The sequence below is a fragment of the Actibacterium lipolyticum genome, assembly GCF_900184935.1.
Classification (GTDB): domain Bacteria; phylum Pseudomonadota; class Alphaproteobacteria; order Rhodobacterales; family Rhodobacteraceae; genus Actibacterium_A; species Actibacterium_A lipolyticum.
The window spans coordinates 811,814-831,817 of record NZ_FXYE01000001.1; the positions used below are offsets into that span (position 1 = coordinate 811,814).

General features: G+C 57.2%; 22 protein-coding genes. 7 read left to right on the forward strand and 15 right to left on the reverse strand.

Annotated elements, in window-relative coordinates; genetic code table 11:
• The first annotated feature begins 68 nt into the window (after positions 1-68).
• Entirely contained in the window at positions 69-986 is a 918-nt protein-coding gene (locus COL8621_RS04005; protein ID WP_176438429.1) for a LysR family transcriptional regulator, read from the forward strand.
• On the opposite strand, the gene COL8621_RS04010 is transcribed toward COL8621_RS04005, so the two are convergent.
• From COL8621_RS04010 to COL8621_RS04035, 6 genes are all read right to left on the reverse strand, one after another.
• Positions 967-1,707 (reverse strand): proteasome-type protease, encoded by a 741-nt coding sequence (locus COL8621_RS04010; protein ID WP_093966019.1) that lies wholly within the window; start codon positions 1,705-1,707, stop codon positions 967-969. The genes COL8621_RS04005 and COL8621_RS04010 overlap by 20 nt on opposite strands.
• 30 nt (positions 1,708-1,737) lie before the next feature.
• Entirely contained in the window at positions 1,738-2,544 is an 807-nt protein-coding gene (locus tag COL8621_RS04015; RefSeq protein ID WP_093966020.1) for a transglutaminase family protein, read from the reverse strand.
• Between the two features lie 5 nt (positions 2,545-2,549).
• Complete coding sequence (locus COL8621_RS04020) at positions 2,550-3,491, reverse strand: alpha-E domain-containing protein (RefSeq protein ID WP_093966021.1); 942 nt, start codon at positions 3,489-3,491, stop codon at positions 2,550-2,552.
• Positions 3,492-3,495: 4 nt separating this feature from the next.
• Positions 3,496-4,923 (reverse strand): circularly permuted type 2 ATP-grasp protein, encoded by a 1,428-nt coding sequence (locus COL8621_RS04025; protein ID WP_093966022.1) that lies wholly within the window; start codon positions 4,921-4,923, stop codon positions 3,496-3,498.
• A 110-nt stretch (positions 4,924-5,033) separates the two neighbouring features.
• Positions 5,034-5,471 (reverse strand): D-aminoacyl-tRNA deacylase, encoded by a 438-nt coding sequence (gene dtd / locus COL8621_RS04030; RefSeq protein WP_093966023.1) that lies wholly within the window; start codon positions 5,469-5,471, stop codon positions 5,034-5,036.
• Positions 5,468-6,391 (reverse strand): carbohydrate kinase family protein, encoded by a 924-nt coding sequence (locus COL8621_RS04035; RefSeq protein ID WP_093966024.1) that lies wholly within the window; start codon positions 6,389-6,391, stop codon positions 5,468-5,470. Before COL8621_RS04035 ends, dtd begins: the two co-directional genes overlap by 4 nt.
• 156 nt (positions 6,392-6,547) lie before the next feature.
• Here COL8621_RS04035 and COL8621_RS04040 point away from each other — a divergent pair, with 156 nt between their 5' ends.
• Positions 6,548-6,967 (forward strand): Hsp20/alpha crystallin family protein, encoded by a 420-nt coding sequence (locus COL8621_RS04040; protein ID WP_093966901.1) that lies wholly within the window; start codon positions 6,548-6,550, stop codon positions 6,965-6,967.
• A 32-nt stretch (positions 6,968-6,999) separates the two neighbouring features.
• On the opposite strand, the gene COL8621_RS04045 is transcribed toward COL8621_RS04040, so the two are convergent.
• The 7 genes from COL8621_RS04045 to COL8621_RS04075 form a co-directional block, all read right to left on the reverse strand.
• Positions 7,000-8,127: a TFIIB-type zinc finger domain-containing protein gene (locus COL8621_RS04045; protein ID WP_093966025.1), complete on the reverse strand. Its 1,128-nt coding sequence runs from the start codon at positions 8,125-8,127 to the stop codon at positions 7,000-7,002.
• A 48-nt stretch (positions 8,128-8,175) separates the two neighbouring features.
• Positions 8,176-9,294: an SPFH domain-containing protein gene (locus tag COL8621_RS04050; protein ID WP_093966026.1), complete on the reverse strand. Its 1,119-nt coding sequence runs from the start codon at positions 9,292-9,294 to the stop codon at positions 8,176-8,178.
• An 89-nt stretch (positions 9,295-9,383) separates the two neighbouring features.
• On the reverse strand, positions 9,384-10,292 hold the full coding sequence (locus COL8621_RS04055) for a DUF2927 domain-containing protein (protein WP_093966027.1): 909 nt from the start codon (positions 10,290-10,292) through the stop codon (positions 9,384-9,386).
• Between the two features lie 54 nt (positions 10,293-10,346).
• Complete coding sequence (locus COL8621_RS04060; RefSeq protein WP_093966028.1) at positions 10,347-11,540, reverse strand: toxic anion resistance protein; 1,194 nt, start codon at positions 11,538-11,540, stop codon at positions 10,347-10,349.
• Positions 11,541-11,567: 27 nt separating this feature from the next.
• On the reverse strand, positions 11,568-12,452 hold the full coding sequence (locus COL8621_RS04065) for a 5-bromo-4-chloroindolyl phosphate hydrolysis family protein (protein WP_093966029.1): 885 nt from the start codon (positions 12,450-12,452) through the stop codon (positions 11,568-11,570).
• A 144-nt stretch (positions 12,453-12,596) separates the two neighbouring features.
• Positions 12,597-13,421, reverse strand: a complete 825-nt coding sequence (locus COL8621_RS04070; RefSeq protein ID WP_093966030.1) for a TerC family protein — start codon at positions 13,419-13,421, stop codon at positions 12,597-12,599.
• Positions 13,422-13,495: 74 nt separating this feature from the next.
• The gene (locus COL8621_RS04075; protein WP_093966031.1) at positions 13,496-14,290 is read right to left on the reverse strand and encodes a pseudouridine synthase; all 795 of its coding nucleotides are present in this window, start codon (positions 14,288-14,290) and stop codon (positions 13,496-13,498) included.
• 76 nt (positions 14,291-14,366) lie between these two features.
• Here COL8621_RS04075 and COL8621_RS04080 point away from each other — a divergent pair, with 76 nt between their 5' ends.
• On the forward strand, positions 14,367-14,819 hold the full coding sequence (locus COL8621_RS04080; protein ID WP_235823730.1) for a nucleoside deaminase: 453 nt from the start codon (positions 14,367-14,369) through the stop codon (positions 14,817-14,819).
• Positions 14,820-14,997: 178 nt separating this feature from the next.
• Positions 14,998-15,795, forward strand: a complete 798-nt coding sequence (locus COL8621_RS04085) for a helix-turn-helix transcriptional regulator (protein ID WP_176438430.1) — start codon at positions 14,998-15,000, stop codon at positions 15,793-15,795.
• On the opposite strand, the gene COL8621_RS04090 is transcribed toward COL8621_RS04085, so the two are convergent.
• On the reverse strand, positions 15,785-16,477 hold the full coding sequence (locus COL8621_RS04090; RefSeq protein WP_093966033.1) for a metal-dependent hydrolase: 693 nt from the start codon (positions 16,475-16,477) through the stop codon (positions 15,785-15,787). The two genes, COL8621_RS04085 and COL8621_RS04090, sit on opposite strands and share 11 nt — an antisense overlap.
• Positions 16,478-16,531: 54 nt before the next feature.
• On the opposite strand from COL8621_RS04090, the gene COL8621_RS04095 reads away from it, so the two are divergent.
• Positions 16,532-17,176: a ceramidase domain-containing protein gene (locus COL8621_RS04095; RefSeq protein WP_093966034.1), complete on the forward strand. Its 645-nt coding sequence runs from the start codon at positions 16,532-16,534 to the stop codon at positions 17,174-17,176.
• Here the strand turns inward: COL8621_RS04095 and purU are convergent.
• The gene (gene purU / locus COL8621_RS04100; protein ID WP_093966035.1) at positions 17,173-18,033 is read right to left on the reverse strand and encodes a formyltetrahydrofolate deformylase; all 861 of its coding nucleotides are present in this window, start codon (positions 18,031-18,033) and stop codon (positions 17,173-17,175) included. The genes COL8621_RS04095 and purU overlap by 4 nt on opposite strands.
• A gap of 173 nt (positions 18,034-18,206) precedes the next feature.
• Between purU and gatC the strand changes: the two genes are divergently transcribed.
• Together gatC and gatA are read left to right on the forward strand one after the other, a co-directional pair.
• Positions 18,207-18,494, forward strand: a complete 288-nt coding sequence (gene gatC / locus COL8621_RS04105; protein ID WP_093966036.1) for an Asp-tRNA(Asn)/Glu-tRNA(Gln) amidotransferase subunit GatC — start codon at positions 18,207-18,209, stop codon at positions 18,492-18,494.
• A complete protein-coding gene (gene gatA / locus COL8621_RS04110) occupies positions 18,494-19,981 on the forward strand; it encodes an Asp-tRNA(Asn)/Glu-tRNA(Gln) amidotransferase subunit GatA (RefSeq protein WP_093966037.1) in 1,488 nt (495 codons plus the stop codon). Before gatC ends, gatA begins: the two co-directional genes overlap by 1 nt.
• Positions 19,982-20,004 lie beyond the last annotated feature (23 nt).

Sequence of the window (20,004 nt, forward strand, 5' to 3'; positions counted from 1 at the left end):
TGTGTTGCTGTCTTCTGCAAAAAACGCGCATGCATGATGCAAATATTGCAACGCGTGACGGAAAACATATGCGACATCTACAGCTTTATCGCGCTTTACAGGCGGTTGTTCGCGAAGGCTCGATACGTAAAGCCTCTGAATTGTTGGCAATTTCGCCCTCTGCGCTGAATCGGCAGATCCTAGGCTTGGAGGAAGAGCTTGGTGTCCCATTTTTTGAGCGTTTGCCCTCAGGCGTGCGTTTGTCCACGGCGGGTGAAGTGTACTTTAGCCACTTTATTAAGCACCTTGCTGAAATTGACCGCGCTGAGGCAACGGTTGCCGATTTATCAGGCTTGCGAATTGGGCACGTAAAGGTCGCCGTGAGTCGTGAGTTGGAGGCTGGCTTACTGTCTGCAAACATCCTGTCATTCCGGCGAGAGCACCCGCGTGTCACATTTTCGGTGGTGCCGGTCTTGTCCGCAGACTTTTCGGCGCGGCTGATTTCTGGGCAGGCCGACATCGCGTTGATCGCGCAACCGCAGTACCACGATGGCATCGAAACCGTGTTTTCGACCGATACAGCGGTGCATGCAATCGTTGCGCGTGGGGCTGTGCCAGAAAGGGCCACGTTGCGCCCTGATACGCTGGCAGACATGGATTTGGTGCTGCCGGCAGATGGCGTGGGGTTTCGCACCCACCTTGATCAGGGGCTAAAGCGTTTGCGCATCGATACCGGGGCCGCGGTCGAAAGCGCGGGCCTGATCGCGCCGTGGGTCAACGAAGGAGGGCGCGCCAGCGCGCAGTTCGTGTTGGCGCCGGCAATAGATGACAACTGGCTTTCCGCATGTTCCGCATCGCTTCACCCGGTTGCGCGTATCGCGTCTGTGAACGTCGTGATGTGCAAGCGCGCGGGCCGGATTCTTCCGATTGCTGCGGAAAAGTTTGCCCAGCAACTGGCCGCGTCACTGCAACAGACCAGCGCGGATGCTATTCAGGCTGCAGTTTGAATTCGGGCAAACTGTCAAAGGCAAGCTTAAGCGCATCGCCCCAACCCGCTGAGATGGTCTGGAAATACATGTCGTCGGATTCGATCCTGTTGATCTTGCCGGGTTTTAGGCTGTTTGCGTTGTAGACCTGAAAATCCAGCGGCAAACCCACCGAAAGGTTCGCCTTAATGGTGCTGTCAAAAGACACCATCAACAGCTTCACGGCATCCGCAAAGCTCATGTCAGGGTCAAAGGCGCGCACAAGGATTGGGCGGCCATATTTCGTTTCGCCGATCTGGAAGAAGGGCGTGTCATCGGACGCTTCGATAAAGTTGCCCTCTGGGTAGATCAGGAAGAGCCGCGGCTCTCCGTCGCCGACCTGCCCGCCGACGATCATCGTGGCGTTAAACGCAGCATCGGCGCGCTGACCTTCGTCCGCGTGTTCGCCAATCACCTCGCGCAGGGTGTCGCCAACAAGGCTGGCGACCTGAAACATCGAAGGTTGTTCAAGGATGGAAGGGCTGCGTTCGCCGTGCGCCTTGGTGCGTTCGTCCAGCAGGCTGATCACAGCCTGTGTCGTGGCAAGGTTCCCGGCGGTCATGATCGTAATCACGCGTTCACCCGGAACAGACCAGCACTGCATCTTGCGGAAGGTTGAAATGTTATCAACGCCCGCATTGGTGCGGGTGTCGGACATGAAGATCAGGCCTGAATTCAACCGTAGGCCAACACAATAAGTCATGGAACGCTCCTGAACGCGGATGGCGGCGGTTTATTGTTGCTGCACCTGAATGTCTACTGCCAGTGTTTCTTGACCGTGGTCGCCCATGCGCAGCCCGGAAATAGGGGCGGCTTCGCGGTAATCAAGGCCAGTGGCGACCCGGACGTAACGTTCATCAGGCGAGATGCCGTTCGACACGTCAAATCCGACCCATCCGATGCCATCAACATGGGCTTCGACCCATGCGTGGCTTGCGTCTTGTTCGTCAGTGTCGTTCAGCATCAAATAGCCCGACACGTACCGTGCGGGCACACCCAAAGCGCGGGCCGCGGCCAAGAAGACATGCGCATGGTCCTGACATACGCCGCGCCCGGCGGCCAAGGCGTCTTCGGCGCTGGTTTGGATGCCGGTGTGACCAATCATATAGGCCACATTATCCAGCACGCGCGCGGAAAGGGCGTGAAGCCGGGCGAGGGGGTCGTCAATTTCGCTCAACAAACCTTTGGTCAGCTTGCGAGTCAGGTTCCCCGCGCGCGTCAGATCGGTCGGCTGTTCAAAGTACCAAAGCGGCGCAAAGCCCGCGTGCTTGCCAATCACGCCGGTGGTGTCGAAGGTTTCAACCTCGCCACTGCAAATGATCGAAATCTCATGGCCGTCGCCATCGAAGGACAGCAGGGCCACGTGGTTCATGTGATGGTCATCGAATTCCAGTTCTTTGTTGCCGCCTTGGACGCTGACATCCCAGCTATGCACGCGTTGGGATGGCCGGCTTTTGGGCGTCAGGCGCAGTTCCTGAAGCCCATAGGCAACAGGGCGCTCGTAGGAATAGGTTGTCCGGTGGGATATTTTGAGGCGCATTCAGGTCATCCGTAAAAGCGGAAGTCTTGTTCAATCTGCGCACCTAAAGCGGCATTGTCACGCAGGAAATCCGTTAGGAATTCGTGCAGGCCGGTTTCGAACACACCTTCGATCGACGTTTCGGACAGCTCTGCCCCAAGCTTTTCGACAAGCTCCACACAGGCGTAGTCATGGCCGTATTGCTTTTTCAGGTAGCTAAGGTTGCCCGAAAGCTTGGACACGCAAAAGGCAAGCGACCGCGGCATGCGACCGTCAAGGACCAGAAACTCGGCGATGCCGCGCGGCGTGATATCGGTGCCGTTCAGCCATCGGTAAGACCGTTGCCCAGCGACTGAACGCAGGATGGTTTCCCACTGAACATTGTCCAGTGACGACCCGATCTGGCTGATCGAAGGCAGCAGCACATAGTATTTCACATCCAGAATACGCGCGGTGTTATCGGCGCGTTCCAGAAAGGTGCCGATGCGGGCAAAATCGAAAATGTCGTTTCGTAGCATGGTGCCGTGCAGGGCGCCACGGACCAAGGCGCTTTGACGCCGGATCAGGCCCAGAATTCCGGGCAGGTCAGCCTCGCGCACGGGGCGGCGCAACGCTTCTTTAAGCACCATCCAGCTTTCGTTGACGGCCTCCCACACCTCGCGGGTTAGGGCGGTGCGCACCAGCCGGGCGTTGTTTCGCGCTGTTTCAATGGCAGACAGGACGGAGGATGAGTTCGCCTTGTCGCGCAGCAAAAAGTCGATCACCGACGCCCCATCGAAATCGTCGTGCCGTTCCAGAAAGGCCGTACGCACACCTGCGGTTTCAACGACTGACGCCCATTCATCTTTAGCCGCGTCGGGGCGGGTCAGCGCGATGCGAAAGCCAGCTTCGATCAGGCGGGCCGTGTTTTCGGACCGTTCAAGGTAGCGGAACATCCAGAACAGGCCGCCAGCGGTTTTACCTAACATCGCGTTATTCCCCCAGAACCCAAGTGTCTTTGGTGCCGCCGCCCTGGCTGGAGTTGACCACAAGCGAGCCTTTCTTCAGGGCCACGCGTGTCAGGCCGCCGGGGGTGATGTCGATCTTGTCGGGTGACACCAGCACGAAAGGGCGCAGGTCAACATGGCGGGGGGAAAGCCCTTCTTTCGCCAGGATCGGCACGGTCGAAAGGGCCAGCGTGGGTTGCGCGATATAGTTGGACGGCTTGGCCATCAATTTCGCGCGGAACTTGGCAAGTTCGCGTTTTGAGGCCGCAGGCCCAACCAGCATGCCGTAACCGCCTGAACCGTGAACCTCTTTCACGACAAGCTCGTCCAGATTGTCCAGAACATAGGCAAGCGAGTCGGGATCGCCACAGCGCCATGTCGGGACGTTTTGCAGGATCGCCTTTTCACCGGTGTAAAACTCGATGATATCCGGCATGTAGCTATAGATCGCCTTGTCATCGGCAATGCCCGTACCCGGCGCGTTGGCGATGGTGATCCCGCCAGAACGGTACACATCCATGATACCCGGAACGCCCAACAGGCTGTCAGGGTTAAAGGTCAGCGGATCAAGATAATCGTCATCCACGCGCCGGTACAACACATCGATGGGGCGGTATCCGCGTGTGGTGCGCATGGCGATGCGGCCGTCAATGACGCGCAGGTCGTGCCCTTCGACCAATTCGGCCCCCATGTGATCGGCCAGAAACGAGTGTTCGAAATAGGCTGAATTGTGGATGCCGGGTGTCAGCACAGCCACCACGGGCGCGCCTTCGGTTTTCGAGGGTGGACAAGCCGACAGTGAACGACGCAGGCGCGTGGGATAGTTGGAAACCTCTTGCACCTTAATCTTGCTGAACAGCTCGGGGAACATCTGAAGCATGGTTTCCCGGTTTTCCAACATATAGGACACGCCCGATGGCGTGCGGGCGTTATCCTCTAGCACAAAGAACTCATCTTCGCCGGTGCGCACCAGATCGACGCCCACGATATGCGTGTACACATTGCCCGGCGGTGCCACGCCAATCATCTGGGGCAAGAACGCATCGTTTTCCGAGATAAGCTCTTGCGGGATGCGCCCGGCGCGCAGGATTTCCTGACGGTGATAGATGTCATAAAGGAACGCGTTGATGGCGCGTACGCGTTGTTCAATCCCTTTGGTAAGGCGTGCCCATTCACGTTCCGAAATGATGCGCGGAACGATGTCAAAAGGGATCAATCGTTCGTCGGCTTCGGCTTGCCCGTAAACATTGAATGTAATCCCGGTACGCCGAAAGAAAGTTTCGGCCTCGCGTGACTTGGTTTTAAGCCGTTTGATGTCTTCGTTTGAAAACCAACCGCAGAATTCTTCGTATGGCCGCCGTGGCGTTCCATCGTGTTTGCGGAGCTCGTCGAAAAAGCGTGCACTATCATCCATATGAATACGTTACGAAAATATGAATCCTCTGCAACCAGTTGCGAACCTGCGCGAACGAACTGTCGGTGAATATTTGATCGGTTGGTCCGATATGCCTATTTATTGAGCGGTCAGATATCCAGCCACAGCGTGACGGGCCCATCGTTGGTCAGCGAAACCTTCATGTCAGCACCGAATTTTCCGGTTTGGGTTCCGATACCTTCGGCCTGCATTCTTTGCACGAAATAGTCATACAGCTTTTCACCTTCGGCCGGGGTCGCCGCCGAGGAAAAGCCGGGCCGGTTACCACGAGAGGCATCGCCGGCCAGCGTGAACTGACTGACGACCAAGGCGCTGCCGCCAGTGTCACGCAGGCTAAGGTTCATCTTGCCCGCGTCATCATTGAAAATCCGCAGCTTCGTGATCTTAGCGGCCAGTTGGTCGGCCTGTTTTTCGGTATCGCCCTGCATCGCACAGACAAGGATCAGCAGGCCGGGGCCGGTTTCGCCGATGACGGCTCCGTCCACGCGGACGGATGCCTCAGTGACCCGCTGAATAAGCGCCCTCATGCAAGTTCTTTTGCCCAAGGCGGGTTCGCCCCTGCGCGGGAAACCGTTATCGCGGCGGATCGAATGCCAAGCGACAGTGCCTTTTCCATCGCGTCGGTGCCGATGTTGGACAGGGCGGTTTTGTTCAGCTTGCCGTCTTCATGCAGCGCCGCCAACACACCTGCGTTGAACGTATCGCCAGCACCGACTGTGTCGACCACCTCGACCGCATTGGCGGGCATGAATACGTGATCTTTCGATGTGAACGCGCTGGCCCCTTTAGAACCTTCGGTGATGAATACCAGCTTTGGACCCTTGGCCAGAATGCCATGGGCCAGCTCTGCGATATCGCCTTCGCCCTCAAGCCAATGCAGATCTTCGTCCGACAGTTTCACAATATCGGCCAGCGCGATCAGCCGGTCTTGCCGGGCGCGATAGGCGGCTTCGTCGGTAATGAAAGACGTGCGGACATTCGGGTCGATCATCGTCACACGTGCCGCAGATTCCCGCGCCATCAGTGCTTCGTACGTGTCACCGCAGGGTTCGACGACCAAGGAAATGCCGCCAAAGAACAGCGCGTCAACATCGTCAGGCAGGTCGGGAAGGTCATCTTTGCCCAGCATCCGTCCAGCGGTGTTTTCATCATAGAATGCGTATTTCGCCTGACCGTTTTCCAACTTAACGAATGCCAGTGTTGTGGGGCGGTCTGCACGAACGGACAAGTCGCTAGCGACGCCCGATTCAGCAAGCGAGTCGCGCAGCAGCTGCCCGAACATGTCGGATGACAGCCCCGAGAAGAAACCGGTTGGTGCGCCCAAGCGACCCAACGCAATTGCCGTGTTGAATACCGCCCCGCCCGGGTAGGGCGCAAAGGCGTTTTCGCCTTGGCCTGTCTGGCGTGGCAACATGTCGATCAGCGCTTCACCGCAGCACAGGATCATCTGCAATTCCCCTCATGTTAGCGTATGACAGCAATAGCGACGGTTCTTTTACAAAGCAATCAGATCGGTCGAGTTTTTGATCCGCATCAACGACCGAATCTCACCCCAGTGGCATTGCTGCGCAGTCGGATGGATTTTTACACAGGAGGCCCTGACATGGTTGAAAAATCTCACACGACTGGCTTTTGGCCGTCGCTCTATGATCCCTTTCGCAATGTAAGCACGCGGATGGCAGATTGGTTCGCCCCCGCGTCGGAGGCATCGGCAAATGGTGATGGGTACTCAATCTCACTTGAGCTGCCCGGCGTCGCTGAAAAAGATGTTTCAGTGACCGTTGATGACGGCGTCGTCACCGTAAAAGGCGAAAAACATTCCGAGAAGGAAGAAAAGGGAGACAGCTGGTATTTCAGCGAACGTCAATTTGGGTCGTTCTCTCGTAGTTTCCGGCTGCCGCCCGAGGCCGATCCGGCAGCGGTGCGCGCTGATCTGAAAGATGGTGTTTTGTCTATCTCCATCGGTAAGAAACAGGCCGCCCCAGAAAAAGGCGCGACCGAGATTCCGATTTCGGTGAAATAGATTATCAAGGCCCCAATGCGGTGCTTTGGGGCCTAATACTGCTGATTTATCGCAATCAAATAGCCAGCGATGCCCGCCGCGATTGCACCAAGCACGACGGCGATGGCGATTTTCCACGCAGAATAGGGACGTTCCCCCTGAACGCGTCCGGTGCGCCCGTTCACCACAAAGCGATAGGTCTTTCCACGGTATTTATAGGCGGCAAGCCAAACCGGAAGCAGGACATGTTTGAAGGTCACGTCTGACAGCTGTGAGTCAACCGCGTGCACACGCTGACGGTCACCGCCGATGTCGAACTTTACGTCCCTTTCAATGACCCGGTCCATATGATGGCGGGCCTCGGTGAAACCGTCTGTCAGCTCTACGGTGTAGCCTTCGGCGCGGAACCCCGCGAGGTATTCCGGGCGGTAAGGTTCCAGCGCGGAAAGATCCCAAGGTTCAAGCGCATCGGTAAACCGTTTGGGCAACGAGCGTGACGCAAGCACCAGCACATCGTCAAAGAACCGTGCGACACCGCCCGACACGTTGCGCCAGCGGACCTTTTGAACGCGAATGGTTTCGCGCTTGCCATCCCGCATCACGGTGCGGTTTTCGTAATAAACCGTGCCGCGTTCGCCGCGATAACGTGATTTAGTATCGGCGTCGAAGGTCCAGTAGGGAACATATATCCCATCCATCCGCCGCCCTTTGCGCGCGTATTCCTTCAACCCGTTTGGCGCGAACCAAAGACCGCCCAGCCAATTCGTCATCGCGTTACGCGCCGCGCCTTCGTCCATGGCGAAGGGCAGGACGCCGCGTGGTTTTATGTGCCGGTGCGTTCCGGTGTCGGTGACAACCGGGGTGGCGCAAAACGGGCATTCAGCCGCGTGGGTGTCGCTGTCAAATTCGACCTGCGCGCCGCAATTTGGGCATTGAAGCACGCGGGTTTCTTCAATCTCGGCCTCGGGAAGCTGGGCTTCCAATGCGGCGCGAAAGTCAAGCTCGCGGATGGGGGCCGCAGTGCGCACCGCCCAATCGATAAGCTGTTCATTGCCGCAGTGATCGCACACCAATTTCCCCGCGCCCGGTTCAAAGCGCAGGTCTGCGCCGCATTGGTCGCAGGGAAAGCGGTGTTCCTCCATCACATCGGATGGGGGCGCGGGGGGCTGGCTTTGCGCCATAAGTTTCTTGCCTCCGGCGAAGATATTTAGCGAAGCAGAAAGGGGCGATTATGCGCCGGGTGGTGGGGGTGGAAGAATGGTGAACAGCTGAGCAAGTTCAGCCACGTCTTCGGCTTTCATCCATCCATCCTGACCTGGGGTCCAGACATATGTTTCGCGTGTCAGGCCGCCTTCTGTTGCCATCCGGCCAAGAGCGGCTTTGGAAAACGGGCCTTTGGTCTGGCCATTTTCCGCTGTGTGCCAAACGTGTTCGACGGGCGGAGGCGGGGGCGGTGTAACGGCGGCAGGTTCGGCAGAGCGCGCGCCCCACGGGCCAGGTTGCGCCATTTGGCCAGCCATCGCCATGCCCATTCCCATACCAAGCCCGGCACCCATGCCGCCACCACCCGATGGGTTCTTGGCGGCTGCGGTCATTGCCTCGGCAGCGGAATATTGAGTGAACTTACCCAGATCACCCGCAAGCCCCATCGAGGTACGCTTGTCCAGCGCCTCTTCCACCGCCGGCGGAAGAGAGATGTTTTCGATGTAAAGCTCTGGCATCGACAGACCGTATCCTTCGAGTGTCCCAGAGATTTCAGCCGCGACCAGTTTGCCCAGATCAGCCGTATTCGCCGCCATATCCAGAACCGGAATGCCAGAAGACGCGATAACACGAGAGAATTCCTGAACGATGATATTGCGGATCTGAAAGCTGATTTCGTCCATCGTGAATTCGCCATCGGTCCCGACGATTTCCACAAGGAAGCGCGCCGGGTCGGTCACGCGCACGGAATAAGAGCCATAAGCGCGAATGCGGGTCGGTCCGAATTCGGGATCGCGCAACATGATCGGGTTTTTCGTACCCCACTTCAGATCGTTGAAACGCGTCGTGTTGACGAAATAGATTTCAGACTTGAACGGGGACTTAAAGCCATGGTCCCAGTGCTGAATTGTCGTCAGCACGGGCATGTTGTTGGTTTCCAACATGTAAAGGCCGGGTGTGAAGACATCGGCCAGCTGGCCTTCGTGCACGAACACGGCTGCTTGGCCTTCGCGCACCGTCAGCTTGGCGCCGTACTTGATCTCATGGCCTTCGCGTTCGAAACGCCAAACCATCGTATCGCGCGTGTCGTCCACCCAATGAATGACGTCGATGAACTCTCCGGACAGGAAATCAAAAATACCCATGTGAATACCCTTTGGGTCTGTAGTCAGCCGCGGTTGGCGCGGCACGGTTACTGGAAACTATGATATCGCAAGGACACCATAGGCGCTGTTCAGCTTTCGCCGCCCAGCAATTCATCTGCGATCTCACGCACGATCGGGCGTGCCTCCATCGTGCGGATGCCGATTTTCAGGCGTGGATCGTATAGCATTTTTAGCAACAACTCATCATGCCTTGTCAGAAGCGCGAATTCTTCGTCATCGTTAAAGATGGACGGTCGCGCATCCGGGCTGTCGTTGGCTAGGCCCAGGCCCTGTGCCAGTTCCTCGTGAATACACGAAAGACGCAACAGGTCAGGATGTTCTGCCCGGATAACGGCAACTGCGCGCGTATAGGTGGGGTCATCAGTGCGTGTAAAAGCAAAGACGATGCACAGCGTGGACCTTGGCAGTGACGTGACAGTACGCACAGAGGTTGCGTCAATTCCGGGGGCCAGTTCGCGCAGGCGTGGTCCAAAGGCGCGGCGTTCATCCTCGTTCAGCATAAGGACGTGAAAGTTTGCCGTTTCGGGCGACGCAGGTGTAATGGGCAAGCCGGTGATACGAGACAGACGGCTTGCATACTCTTTGATGTTTTGATGGTCTTTGCGGCGCTGATCTTCTGGGACGGTGTCACCGAAAATAACGCTTAGTGTGATCGGTTTTTCCCACCGTCGAATAGGGCTTTCGGTGGGGCGGGCGACCAGCCTGCCGGTGGTTGTCACATATTCATCGTGCAATGCGATCTGAACGAAGTTTTCGACCAATTGGCGTTTGGAAAAGGGCGTATCGGGCCCGCCGCCATCCGTTCGCAACAACCCGCGCGCCTGCAAGTCCGCCTGAACGCGGGCGAAATGCTTGGCGACAAGTATGCTTTCATTGGATTGCTTTGGCGGCTCTGGGGACGCAACCGGGCGCGCGGGTGGGGGCGCCACCGGTTCAACAACCGGTGGCGTTTCACACCCCGACAGCCCAAGGGCCATCAAAGCAGCAATCGAAAACTGAGCGGATCTGCGAAGGATGATGAAACCCTCGCCTTAAGCGTTTGGAACGGAGGTGCCAGCGTTGTCGCCAACACCGTCGCGCCGTGCTTTGGCCGAAGCCAGCGTATCGCGCAGTTCCACTTCCATTTTCTTCAGCTCTTCCTCTGCGGCGGCCCGTTTGGTTTTGCCTTCGTCCGCGATCTGCAGGCTTTCCTGAATTGTTGCGATCAGGGTGGCGTTGGCGGACTTGACGGATTCGATGTCAAACACGCCGCGCTCCATTTCCTCGCGGACAACGCGGTTGGCTTGTTGCAGGTTTTCAGCGTTAGCCGTCAGCAACTCGTTCGTCAGGTCAGCGGCACCGCGCACGGCTTCGGCTGCTTCTTTCGAACGCTGGATGGTCACGGCCTGTGCCAGCTGGGTTTCCCACAGCGGAACGGTGTTCACGAGGGTCGAATTGATCTTGGTGACCAGCGATTTGTCGTTTTCCTGAACCAGACGGATCGACGGCAGCGACTGCATCGTGACCTGACGGGTCAGCTTAAGGTCGTGAACGCGGCGTTCCAGATCGTCGCGTGCAGCGCGCAGATCGCGCAGTTCTTGTGCCTTGATGACCTGATCGGCCTCTGGCGTGGCCTGAACCTCTTTTTCCTTGGCGGGGATGGTGACGCCATCCAGCTCTTTCAGCTTCTCTTCGCCAGCGGCGATATAAAGCGCCAGCTCGTCATAAAAATCGAGCGTCTTTTCATAAAGATTGTCGAGCGATTTGATGTCTTTCAACAGCTTATGCTCGTGGTTCAGCAGGTTGTCGGTGATCTTGTCGATCTGGTCTTGAACGGTTTCAAAACGCGACAGGAATTTCGCAAAGGGTGCAGAGCGGCCCAAAAGTTTTTCCCACCAACTGCGTTCACGGCGCACATCCAGTTCGGAAACCGAAAAGCCGCGGATCGTGGTGACGATGTTCTGAAGGCTGTCACCCGCAGGGCCCACATCTTTGCTGCGCACGTCTGTCAGCATCGCTTGGCTGATCTGCTGCAATTCGGCCTGTGCCGAGGATCCGAACCCAATGATCGAATTGGTGTTGCCCATATCGATTTCGTCCATCCGCTTGCGGATTTCAGCGGCGACGGGTGCCTCTGCGGCTTCCAGCGGGACGATTTCGCCAACGGGTTCCGGCAGGATTACGGCTGTCACCTTCTCGACCTCGGCAAGATCCTGAGCGGCCTTTTCACGGATGCTTTCAGACATACGGGTACTCTCCATTTTACGCGTTGCTTACGAGCGAACGCCTTCACGCTGCAATCTTTCGCGCAGCACTTCAATTTCCACATCAAGATCGGAACGATCATCCAGCAGCAACTTTTCCGTCCGAGCGGCAAAATTTTGTTCCAGATCGCTTAACAATTCTTCGTAATCCGCACGCGCTTTGGCATCGCGTGTGCGGGAATAGATATCGGCGAATTTCGCCGTCGCATCGCGCGCACCCAGCAAATAAACGCCAAGGTATTTACGCGCCGCCGTCAGGTCGCGCGGGTCTTCTTCGACGGTGCGGAACATTTCGCGCGCCGTGGTTTGAAACGCATCGACACGGGCTTCCAACTGGCGGTCTTCGGCGCGCAGAATTGCGTCTTTCATTGCCTTCAGGTGGTTTTCTGCTTCATCCACCACACGGGCGACGCGATCCTGTTGGAAGGTATCGACACCTTCCATGCCTTTGTCCTTTAGCGGGTCAAAGCCGAACGCAAAGCTGTGCAATACGGTGCCCAGAACCGCAAAGATGATCGGGTTCAGCAGGCTCGCGTCACCGCCGAAGCCTGCCAGAAACAGGCCAACGCCGGTCAGGACCGAGGCAAAGATTTTGCGCGGGATGGCGGGGCGGCGGGCGACGCGGCGCGCATCATACGCCTCTTGTGCTTTGACGCCTTCGCGGGTCAGCCACGCGGCAAGGATCAGCGTGCCAAAGGCCGCCAAATCCATCGCCAACCCCACGGGGTTGGACGTGAACGCCGAAATCAAAAGCGGGAAGGGGGCGATGAACAGAAAGTTCACGCGCCCGCCAGCACGGGTTCGCTTTTTGCCATGGAATGGGTTCTTAGGCGGCTGGCTGGCATCCGATTGGCTGCCTTGCGGGCTGAATTTTCCACCGTAACGCTGAGCCATCACGCGCCTCCGCTGACCGAAACGTAAAGGATCAGCGCGACCAAAAGGAAAAAGGCCATTTTTTGAAGGCCGGTATCTGTCATTTTGTCCCCGACTGCTGCGCCGCACCGCGATATATACGCGATGCGACTGTATCGTGAAAGCTTAGGCCTTGTGGCTTTGCTCTGCGCGGCGTTCGGCCGCCAGTTTACGTGAATAGCCCGATTGCAGAATTTCCACCGCAAACAGAACGATCACTGCGAAATAGAAGGTCGATTTCGACATCGGGATGATTTCGTACCCGAAGACCTTCAAGGCCAAGCTGTCGTCATGCATCGCGTGGGCCGCCGCTGGGCCAGCTTCGCCCAACAGAACCACACCGACGATCAGCAGGATGAACAGGCCCAACACCTCGTACATGCGGTTTTTCTGAATGAAGTTGGTAACCCCATCCGCCAGCAAAAGCATCGCCGCACCTGAAAGAAGGATCGCTGCGGCAAGGATCGGGAAGACATCGGTGATGGCCAGCGCCGAAAGGATCGAATCAAAGCTGAAGATCAGGTTCATCGCGACGATCATCAAGATCACCTGAAGCCCGGACTTGCCGCTTTTGCCTTCGATATCATGGTCTAGGTGTTCGACCGACAACATGTGCCCGATCTCTTTCACCGCGGTATAGATGATGAAAATACCGCCCAGAATGAACACGATCGTCGAGAAGTTGACCCCGCCTTCCAGCACACCGACCCAATTCAGGATGAAGAATGGTTCGGCCAATGCATCGATTAGGCGGATCATGACGAACAACAGGATCACCCGCAGCGCCACCGCCACGATGATTCCCCAGAACCGAACTGCCTTTTGTTGCGCAACAGGGGCGCGTTGGCTTTCGATGCTGATGTAAAGAAGGTTGTCGAAACCCAATACCGCCTGCAAGAAGCAAAGCATCAGCAGGTTTCCTAGGTTTTCGATGGTAAGAAGATCCGCCATCTGATTGGGCTCCAGTAACAAATTCGTTTGTCGCAGGAAGCCATAGAGCGGCGGATACAGCAAGGTGCCTTACGCTAACGTTTTCCCCGTGGGCGACGTTTTACAGCCGGACGAGGGGTCGTGGTGGGTTTGAAATCCTTATCCAGCCCCAATTGATCGCGCAGAACCCTTGATTTGATCTCTTCCACGGTGCCTTGTTTCAGGTCGCCAAGCTGGAATGGGCCATAGCTGACACGCAAAAGCCGGTTCACGGTTAGGCCGACTGCCTCCATCGCGCGGCGAATCTCTCGGTTGCGACCTTCGCGGATGCCAATGGTCAGCCACGCGTTGGCCCCTTGTTGGCGATCAAGCGAAACTTCCATCGGTTGGAATTTCTCGCCGTCGATGGTGATGCCTTTGCGCAGCGGTGAAAGGGTGTCTTCGTGTGGGTTGCCCTTAACGCGAACGCGGTATTTGCGCAGCCATCCAGTCGAGGGCAGCTCTAACCGGCGCTTAATCTCGCCATCGTTGGTCAGCAGCAGCAACCCTTCGGAGTTAAGGTCAAGCCGGCCAACCGACATCACGCGCGGCAGATCTTCGGGAAGGTTGTCAAAGACGGTCTCTCGGCCTTTTTCATCCCGTTCGGTTGTGACCAGGCCGGTGGGCTTGTGGTACAGCCAAAGGCGCGGTGGTTCCGGTTCGGATACCGGTTTGCCGTCTACCTCGATCATGTCTTTGGTTGTGACGTTCAACGCGGGGCTGCTGATTTGCTTGCCGTTCACGGAAACGCGGCCAGCTTCGATCATGCGTTCGGCCTCCCGGCGCGAAGCAACGCCCGCGCGGGCCAGAACTTTGGCGATACGGTCGCCGGGGGGTGTGTTTGTGCTCATGTAGTTCGTTTACGCCGTTGCGGGGCAAAGCGAAAGCCGCTTGCGCAGTGCAGGGCCCACAGGGCAAGAGAAAACCATGAGCCCGTTCAAAAGCTATATGGAAATCGCACTGGAAGAGGCGCGCGCTGCCGCCAAACGCGGAGAGGTGCCCGTTGGTGCTGTTATCGTTTCGCCCGATGGGGATGTTGTCGCACGTGCTGGAAACCGCACGCGCGAACTGCATGATCCAACCGGCCACGCGGAAATTGTCGCGCTGCGTGCGGCCTGCGCCCACGCAAAGTCAGAGCGACTGCCCGGTTACGACCTATACGTGACGCTTGAACCGTGTCCAATGTGCGCCTCTGCCATCAGTCAGGCGCGCGTCGCGCGGGTTTATTATGGTGCTTCCGATCCAAAATCCGGCGGGGTCGCCCACGGCCCGCGTGTTTTCGATCATCCGCAAAGCCACCATGTGCCCGAAGTATATGACGGGATTTCTGCGGATGATGCTGAGGTTCTGTTGAGGGAATTCTTCGCCAAACGGCGGTAAAAGTTGGGGAATTTTATTGCTTGGCCAACCCCGACCCCTCAGAAAAAGATTTGGTGCTTAAACGATAAAGTTTCCACTCACGGAAATCGGGCCGGGGCTGTATGACGCCAAGCAGCGTCTATAAATGTATAACCTAGGACGATTTTCTGCTACACCCCCCTCAATGGGGGGGGATGATTTGAACAAGCTGGCTTTACTTGGTGATATGCTGGAACGCGGGGAAACGATCTCTGAGATCTGGCAGGGAATGCTGGACGGGCTTGCACCATACGGCATCGAATTTGCTATTTACCTTACAGTAGACGCGCAGTGGGCGAACCCATTTTTGCTAACAAATGTTGCGCAAATGCGGGATGGCATGCCCCTTCATGAAGATCCGTTTTTGCTTCATTGCTGCGAATCCTATGCGATAACCTGTACTGGCCCTGCTTTTCTTCAGACCCATGATTACCTTAGCGAAGACGACCGTGAGTTCATCCGCCAAGCGGGGGAAAGCGGGTTTTCAACCGGGTTGGGGATACCGATGCGGTTGACCGGCTCTGAACGTTTCGGCGGTTTCAATTTGGGCACGCGCATGGATCGCGTGCAGTTTGAAAGCGATATTTTACCTATCGCCGAAGGACTGCGTTTCTTGTGTTTGCTTGTTCATCGTCGGATTGAAGAGCTGTCATCGGAACAAGAGGTCCACGAAGACGGAGAGTTCCGTAAGTTCATGATCGCCCCTGAAAACTCTGCAGAAGGGCCTCTGGATCAGCTTAGCCCGCGAGAGCGTGAGGTCATTTTTTTAGTGGCGCAGGGGCTATCGCGCAAAGAATGCGCGCGGCTTTGCGCGATCTCTCAGCATACCGTGGCGGAATACGTGAAAAATGCGTACCGGAAACTGGGAATACGCAACCGCGTCGAAGCGGCGCGGATTGTGTCTGGCGTTTCCGACAGGCCCTTTCCCGCAGAGGTTTTCCTGCGCTCTAAAGAGTAATTGGCGCCAATACCTCGGGTTCGATTACGTCCACACCGGGCAGGTTATCCTTTAGCACCGCAGCCGACTGTTCCAGCAGTGGGAAGGTGCGGTAATGGCATGGGATGATGGTTTTGAAGTCAAAAAACTCTTTGGCGGCATAAGCGGCGCGGCGCATATCCATGGTGAAGTGGCCTCCGGCACACAGCAGGCCAATTTCGGGATGATGTAGGTCTTGGAATATTTTCATATCGGCTGTCACGTCGGTATCGCCGGATACATAGATGGTGCGCCCCGCGTGCGAGATCATGAACCCAGCCTCGGCCCCGCAGTAAATCGGTTCTTGCGCGCCAGCGGTCGAAGACGAGTGGACGGCGTTGACCATTGTGACCCGCACGTCGCCAAGCGTGACCGTTCCGCCTTTGTTAAAGCCGATCGTCGAAACGTCTTGTTGTTCTTCCCACCAACTCATCAAATCATAGATACCGACCAGCGGCGCGCCAAGTTCGCGTGACAGGGCAAGCGCGTCGCCCGTGTGATCGCCATGGCCATGGGTGATCAGGATGTGCGTCGCCCCCTGAATGGCTTCGGCGCGGCGGTCTTCGGGGAACATCGGGTTGCCGGTTAGCCAAGGGTCGATCAGCAAAATCTGATCGCCAATCTCGATACGAAAGCCTGAGTGGCCAAGCCATGTGATTTTCATGTCGCTCTCCCTATCTGCTTGGGGCAAGCTTAACGCAGCAACAGGGGATGTCACATGAATTGGACGCAACAGGTTGACGCATATTGCGAGCGGGTCGATCCCAGCTATTGGTCAGAGCCGTTGAATGCGCTGACGAATGCGGCGTTTCTGATTGCGGCGTTCATCATGTGGCGGCGGGTTAGGGGGCAGGGGCTGCCATTGGCCAACGCGCTGTGCGCCGTGTTGGCCGTGATCGGAATCGGCTCGTATTTGTTTCACACCCACGCGACGAACTGGGCATCGACGGCGGATGTTTTGCCGATCTTGGCTTATATCTTGCTGTTTATCTTCGCCGCGAACCGGCACTTTTTGAATTTGGGCCGGTGGCCCGCGCTGGGGATGACGGCGCTGTTCATTCCCTATGCGGCGGCAACGGTGCCACTGTTCGCGATGCTACCATGGCTGGGATCATCCGCAGGATACGCGCCAGTGCCGTTGTTGATTTTGATCTATGCGCTGATCTTGCGCCGCACTGCGCCAGAGACGGCGAAGGGGCTGGCAATTGGCGTCGGTATCCTGATCCTCTCGCTTACATTCCGCACTGTGGATGAGCCACTTTGCGCCAGCTTTCCGCTGGGAACGCATTTCATGTGGCACATCCTGAACGGCGTCATGCTGGGCTGGATGATCGAAGTCTACCGGCGTCACATGGTGGCTTAGGCTTGCGAGAAGACGATCGTTTTAAGCCCATTGGGCAGAACCCGGCGTTGTAGGTGCAGGCGAACCGCGCGCGCCAGAACGCGGCTTTCGATGTCGCGGCCCACGGCAACGTAATCTTCGGCCGTCATCGCATGGCTTACGCGTTCGGTTTCCTGTTCGATGATCGGGCCTTCGTCCAGATCAGCCGTCACATAGTGCGCCGTTGCGCCGATCAGCTTCACGCCACGCTCATGTGCCTGATGATAAGGCTTGGCCCCTTTGAACGACGGCAGGAAAGAGTGGTGGATGTTGATCACACGGCCCGACAACGCGGTCGAAAGCTCGTTTGAAAGGATCTGCATATAGCGGGCCAGTACGACCAGCTCGGCCTCTGTTTCTTCGATCAGGTCCAGCAGCTTTTGTTCTTGTGCTGCCTTAGTGTCCTTCGTCACGGGCAGATAGTGGAAGGGGATGCCCTCAATCTCTGCGATGCGGGCGGCTTCTTCGTGGTTGGACACGATGGCAACGACTTCTGCGTTCAGCCAGCCGACGTTGATCTGGTACAAAAGGTGCAACATCGCGTGGTCGAATTTGGACACCATAAGAATGATCTTCGGTGTGCGGTCTGCGTCAACGATTTGCGCGTCCATGTCATAGGCCGTCAAAACCGGCGCAAGTCGGGCAGTCAGTTCTTCTGCGTCATCACGACCGTCGGTCGCGAATGCGACGCGCATGAAAAAGTCGTTGTTCAGCGGGTCGCGGTATTGGTTGCTTTCAAGAATGTTGCCACCAAGTGCCGAAATCGCGCCAGATACAGCGGCCACAATGCCGCGTTTGTCGTCGCATTTTAGAGAGAGAATGAATTTCTTATCTGTCATTTCTAGGCCCGATTGATTCTTTCAGCGGAGGTCTCTGGAGGACGTTTAGGTGACAAATGGTACAAAGGGCCACCCGATTACGACGTCACAGGCCAACAACGCGCCACCGGCGACTTGCAGCCCGCCTTATGCAAGGCTAAACCCAAGTCCGACCTCTTTGACGGAGCCGCATAATGTCCATCGACATCGATACCGCCCGGCGCGTCGCCCATTTGGCGCGCATTGCCGTAGATGAAAACGACCTGCCAGCACTGGCCGGCGAACTTTCGCAAATCCTGACCTTTATGGAACAGCTGAACGAGGTGGACGTCGACGGCGTTGAGCCGATGACCTCGGTCACGCCCATGCGCCTTAAGCGCCGCGAAGACGTGGTGACCGACGGCAACATGCAAGACAAGATTTTGGCGAACGCGCCCGACGCCCGTGAAGGGTTCTTTGCCGTGCCGAAGGTGGTGGAATAATGAGCGAGCTTTCAAAACTTACCATTGCTGAAGCCCGCGATGCGATGCGCGCTGGCGATGTGACCTCGGTCGAAATTACCGAAGCATGTGTTTCTGCAATCGAAGGCGCCGACGCGCTGGGTGCGTTTGTACACAAAACGCCCGAAATCGCATTGGAACAGGCCAAGGCCGCGGATGCGCGGATCAAGTCGGGCGATGCGCCTGCCATGTGCGGTATCCCGCTGGGCATCAAGGATCTGTTCTGCACCAAAGGCGTGGCTTCGCAGGCGGCATCGAACATCCTTGAAGGATTCAAGCCGGAATACGAATCCACCATCACCCAAAACCTGTGGGATGCAGGCGCGGTGATGCTGGGCAAGCTGAACATGGACGAATTCGCCATGGGCAGCTCGAACGAAACATCGGCCTATGGCAACGCGGTGAACCCGTGGAAGCGTGCAGGCGACGACGCGGAATTGACCCCGGGTGGTTCGTCCGGTGGTTCGGCTTCGGCGGTTGCGGGCGATCTGTGCCTTGCGGCGACGGGCACCGACACCGGCGGTTCGATCCGTCAACCGGCCGCGTTTACCGGCATCACAGGGTTGAAGCCAACCTATGGCCGCTGCTCGCGTTGGGGCGTTGTGGCGTTTGCGTCTTCGTTGGATCAGGCTGGCCCAATGACCAAGACTGTGCGCGATGCGGCGATCATGCTGCAATCGATGGCGGGTCACGATGCAAAAGACAGCACCAGCGCCGACCTGCCGCTGCCCGACTTCGAGGCTGCGCTGACCGGCGACATTCGTGGCAAGAAAATCGGTATCCCCAAGGAATACCGCATGGACGGTATGCCCGAGGAAATTGAAAAGCTGTGGCAAGAGGGGACAGAAATGCTCCGCTCCGCCGGGGCCGAGATTGTCGATATCTCGCTTCCGCACACGAAATACGCGCTGCCCGCTTATTACGTGATTGCCCCGGCAGAAGCTTCTTCGAACCTGGCCCGCTATGACGGTGTTCGTTACGGCCACCGCGCGAAGCTTGCCGAAGGCGACGGCATCGAACAGATGTACCAGAAAACCCGCGCGGAAGGTTTCGGGCACGAGGTTAAGCGCCGCGTGATGATCGGCACCTATGTTCTGTCGGCTGGTTTCTATGACGCCTATTACAACCGTGCGCGGCGTGTGCGGGCGTTGATCAAGAAAGACTTCGACGATGTGTTTGCTGCCGGGGTCGATTCGATTCTGACACCCGCAACGCCTTCGGCGGCGTTTGGCTTGGGTGAAATGGCGGATGCCGACCCGGTTCAAATGTATTTGAACGACGTTTTCACCGTGACCGTGAACCTTGCCGGGCTTCCCGGTATCGCTGTTCCGACAGGCGTGAACGCGCATGGATTGCCGCTTGGCCTTCAGTTGATTGGTCGCCCGTGGCAGGAAGATGAGCTGCTGAACGCTGCCTATGCGCTGGAGTCCGCCGCCGGGTTTGTTTCCAAACCCGCGAAATGGTGGTAAAAACGGCCAAAATGCTAATGAGC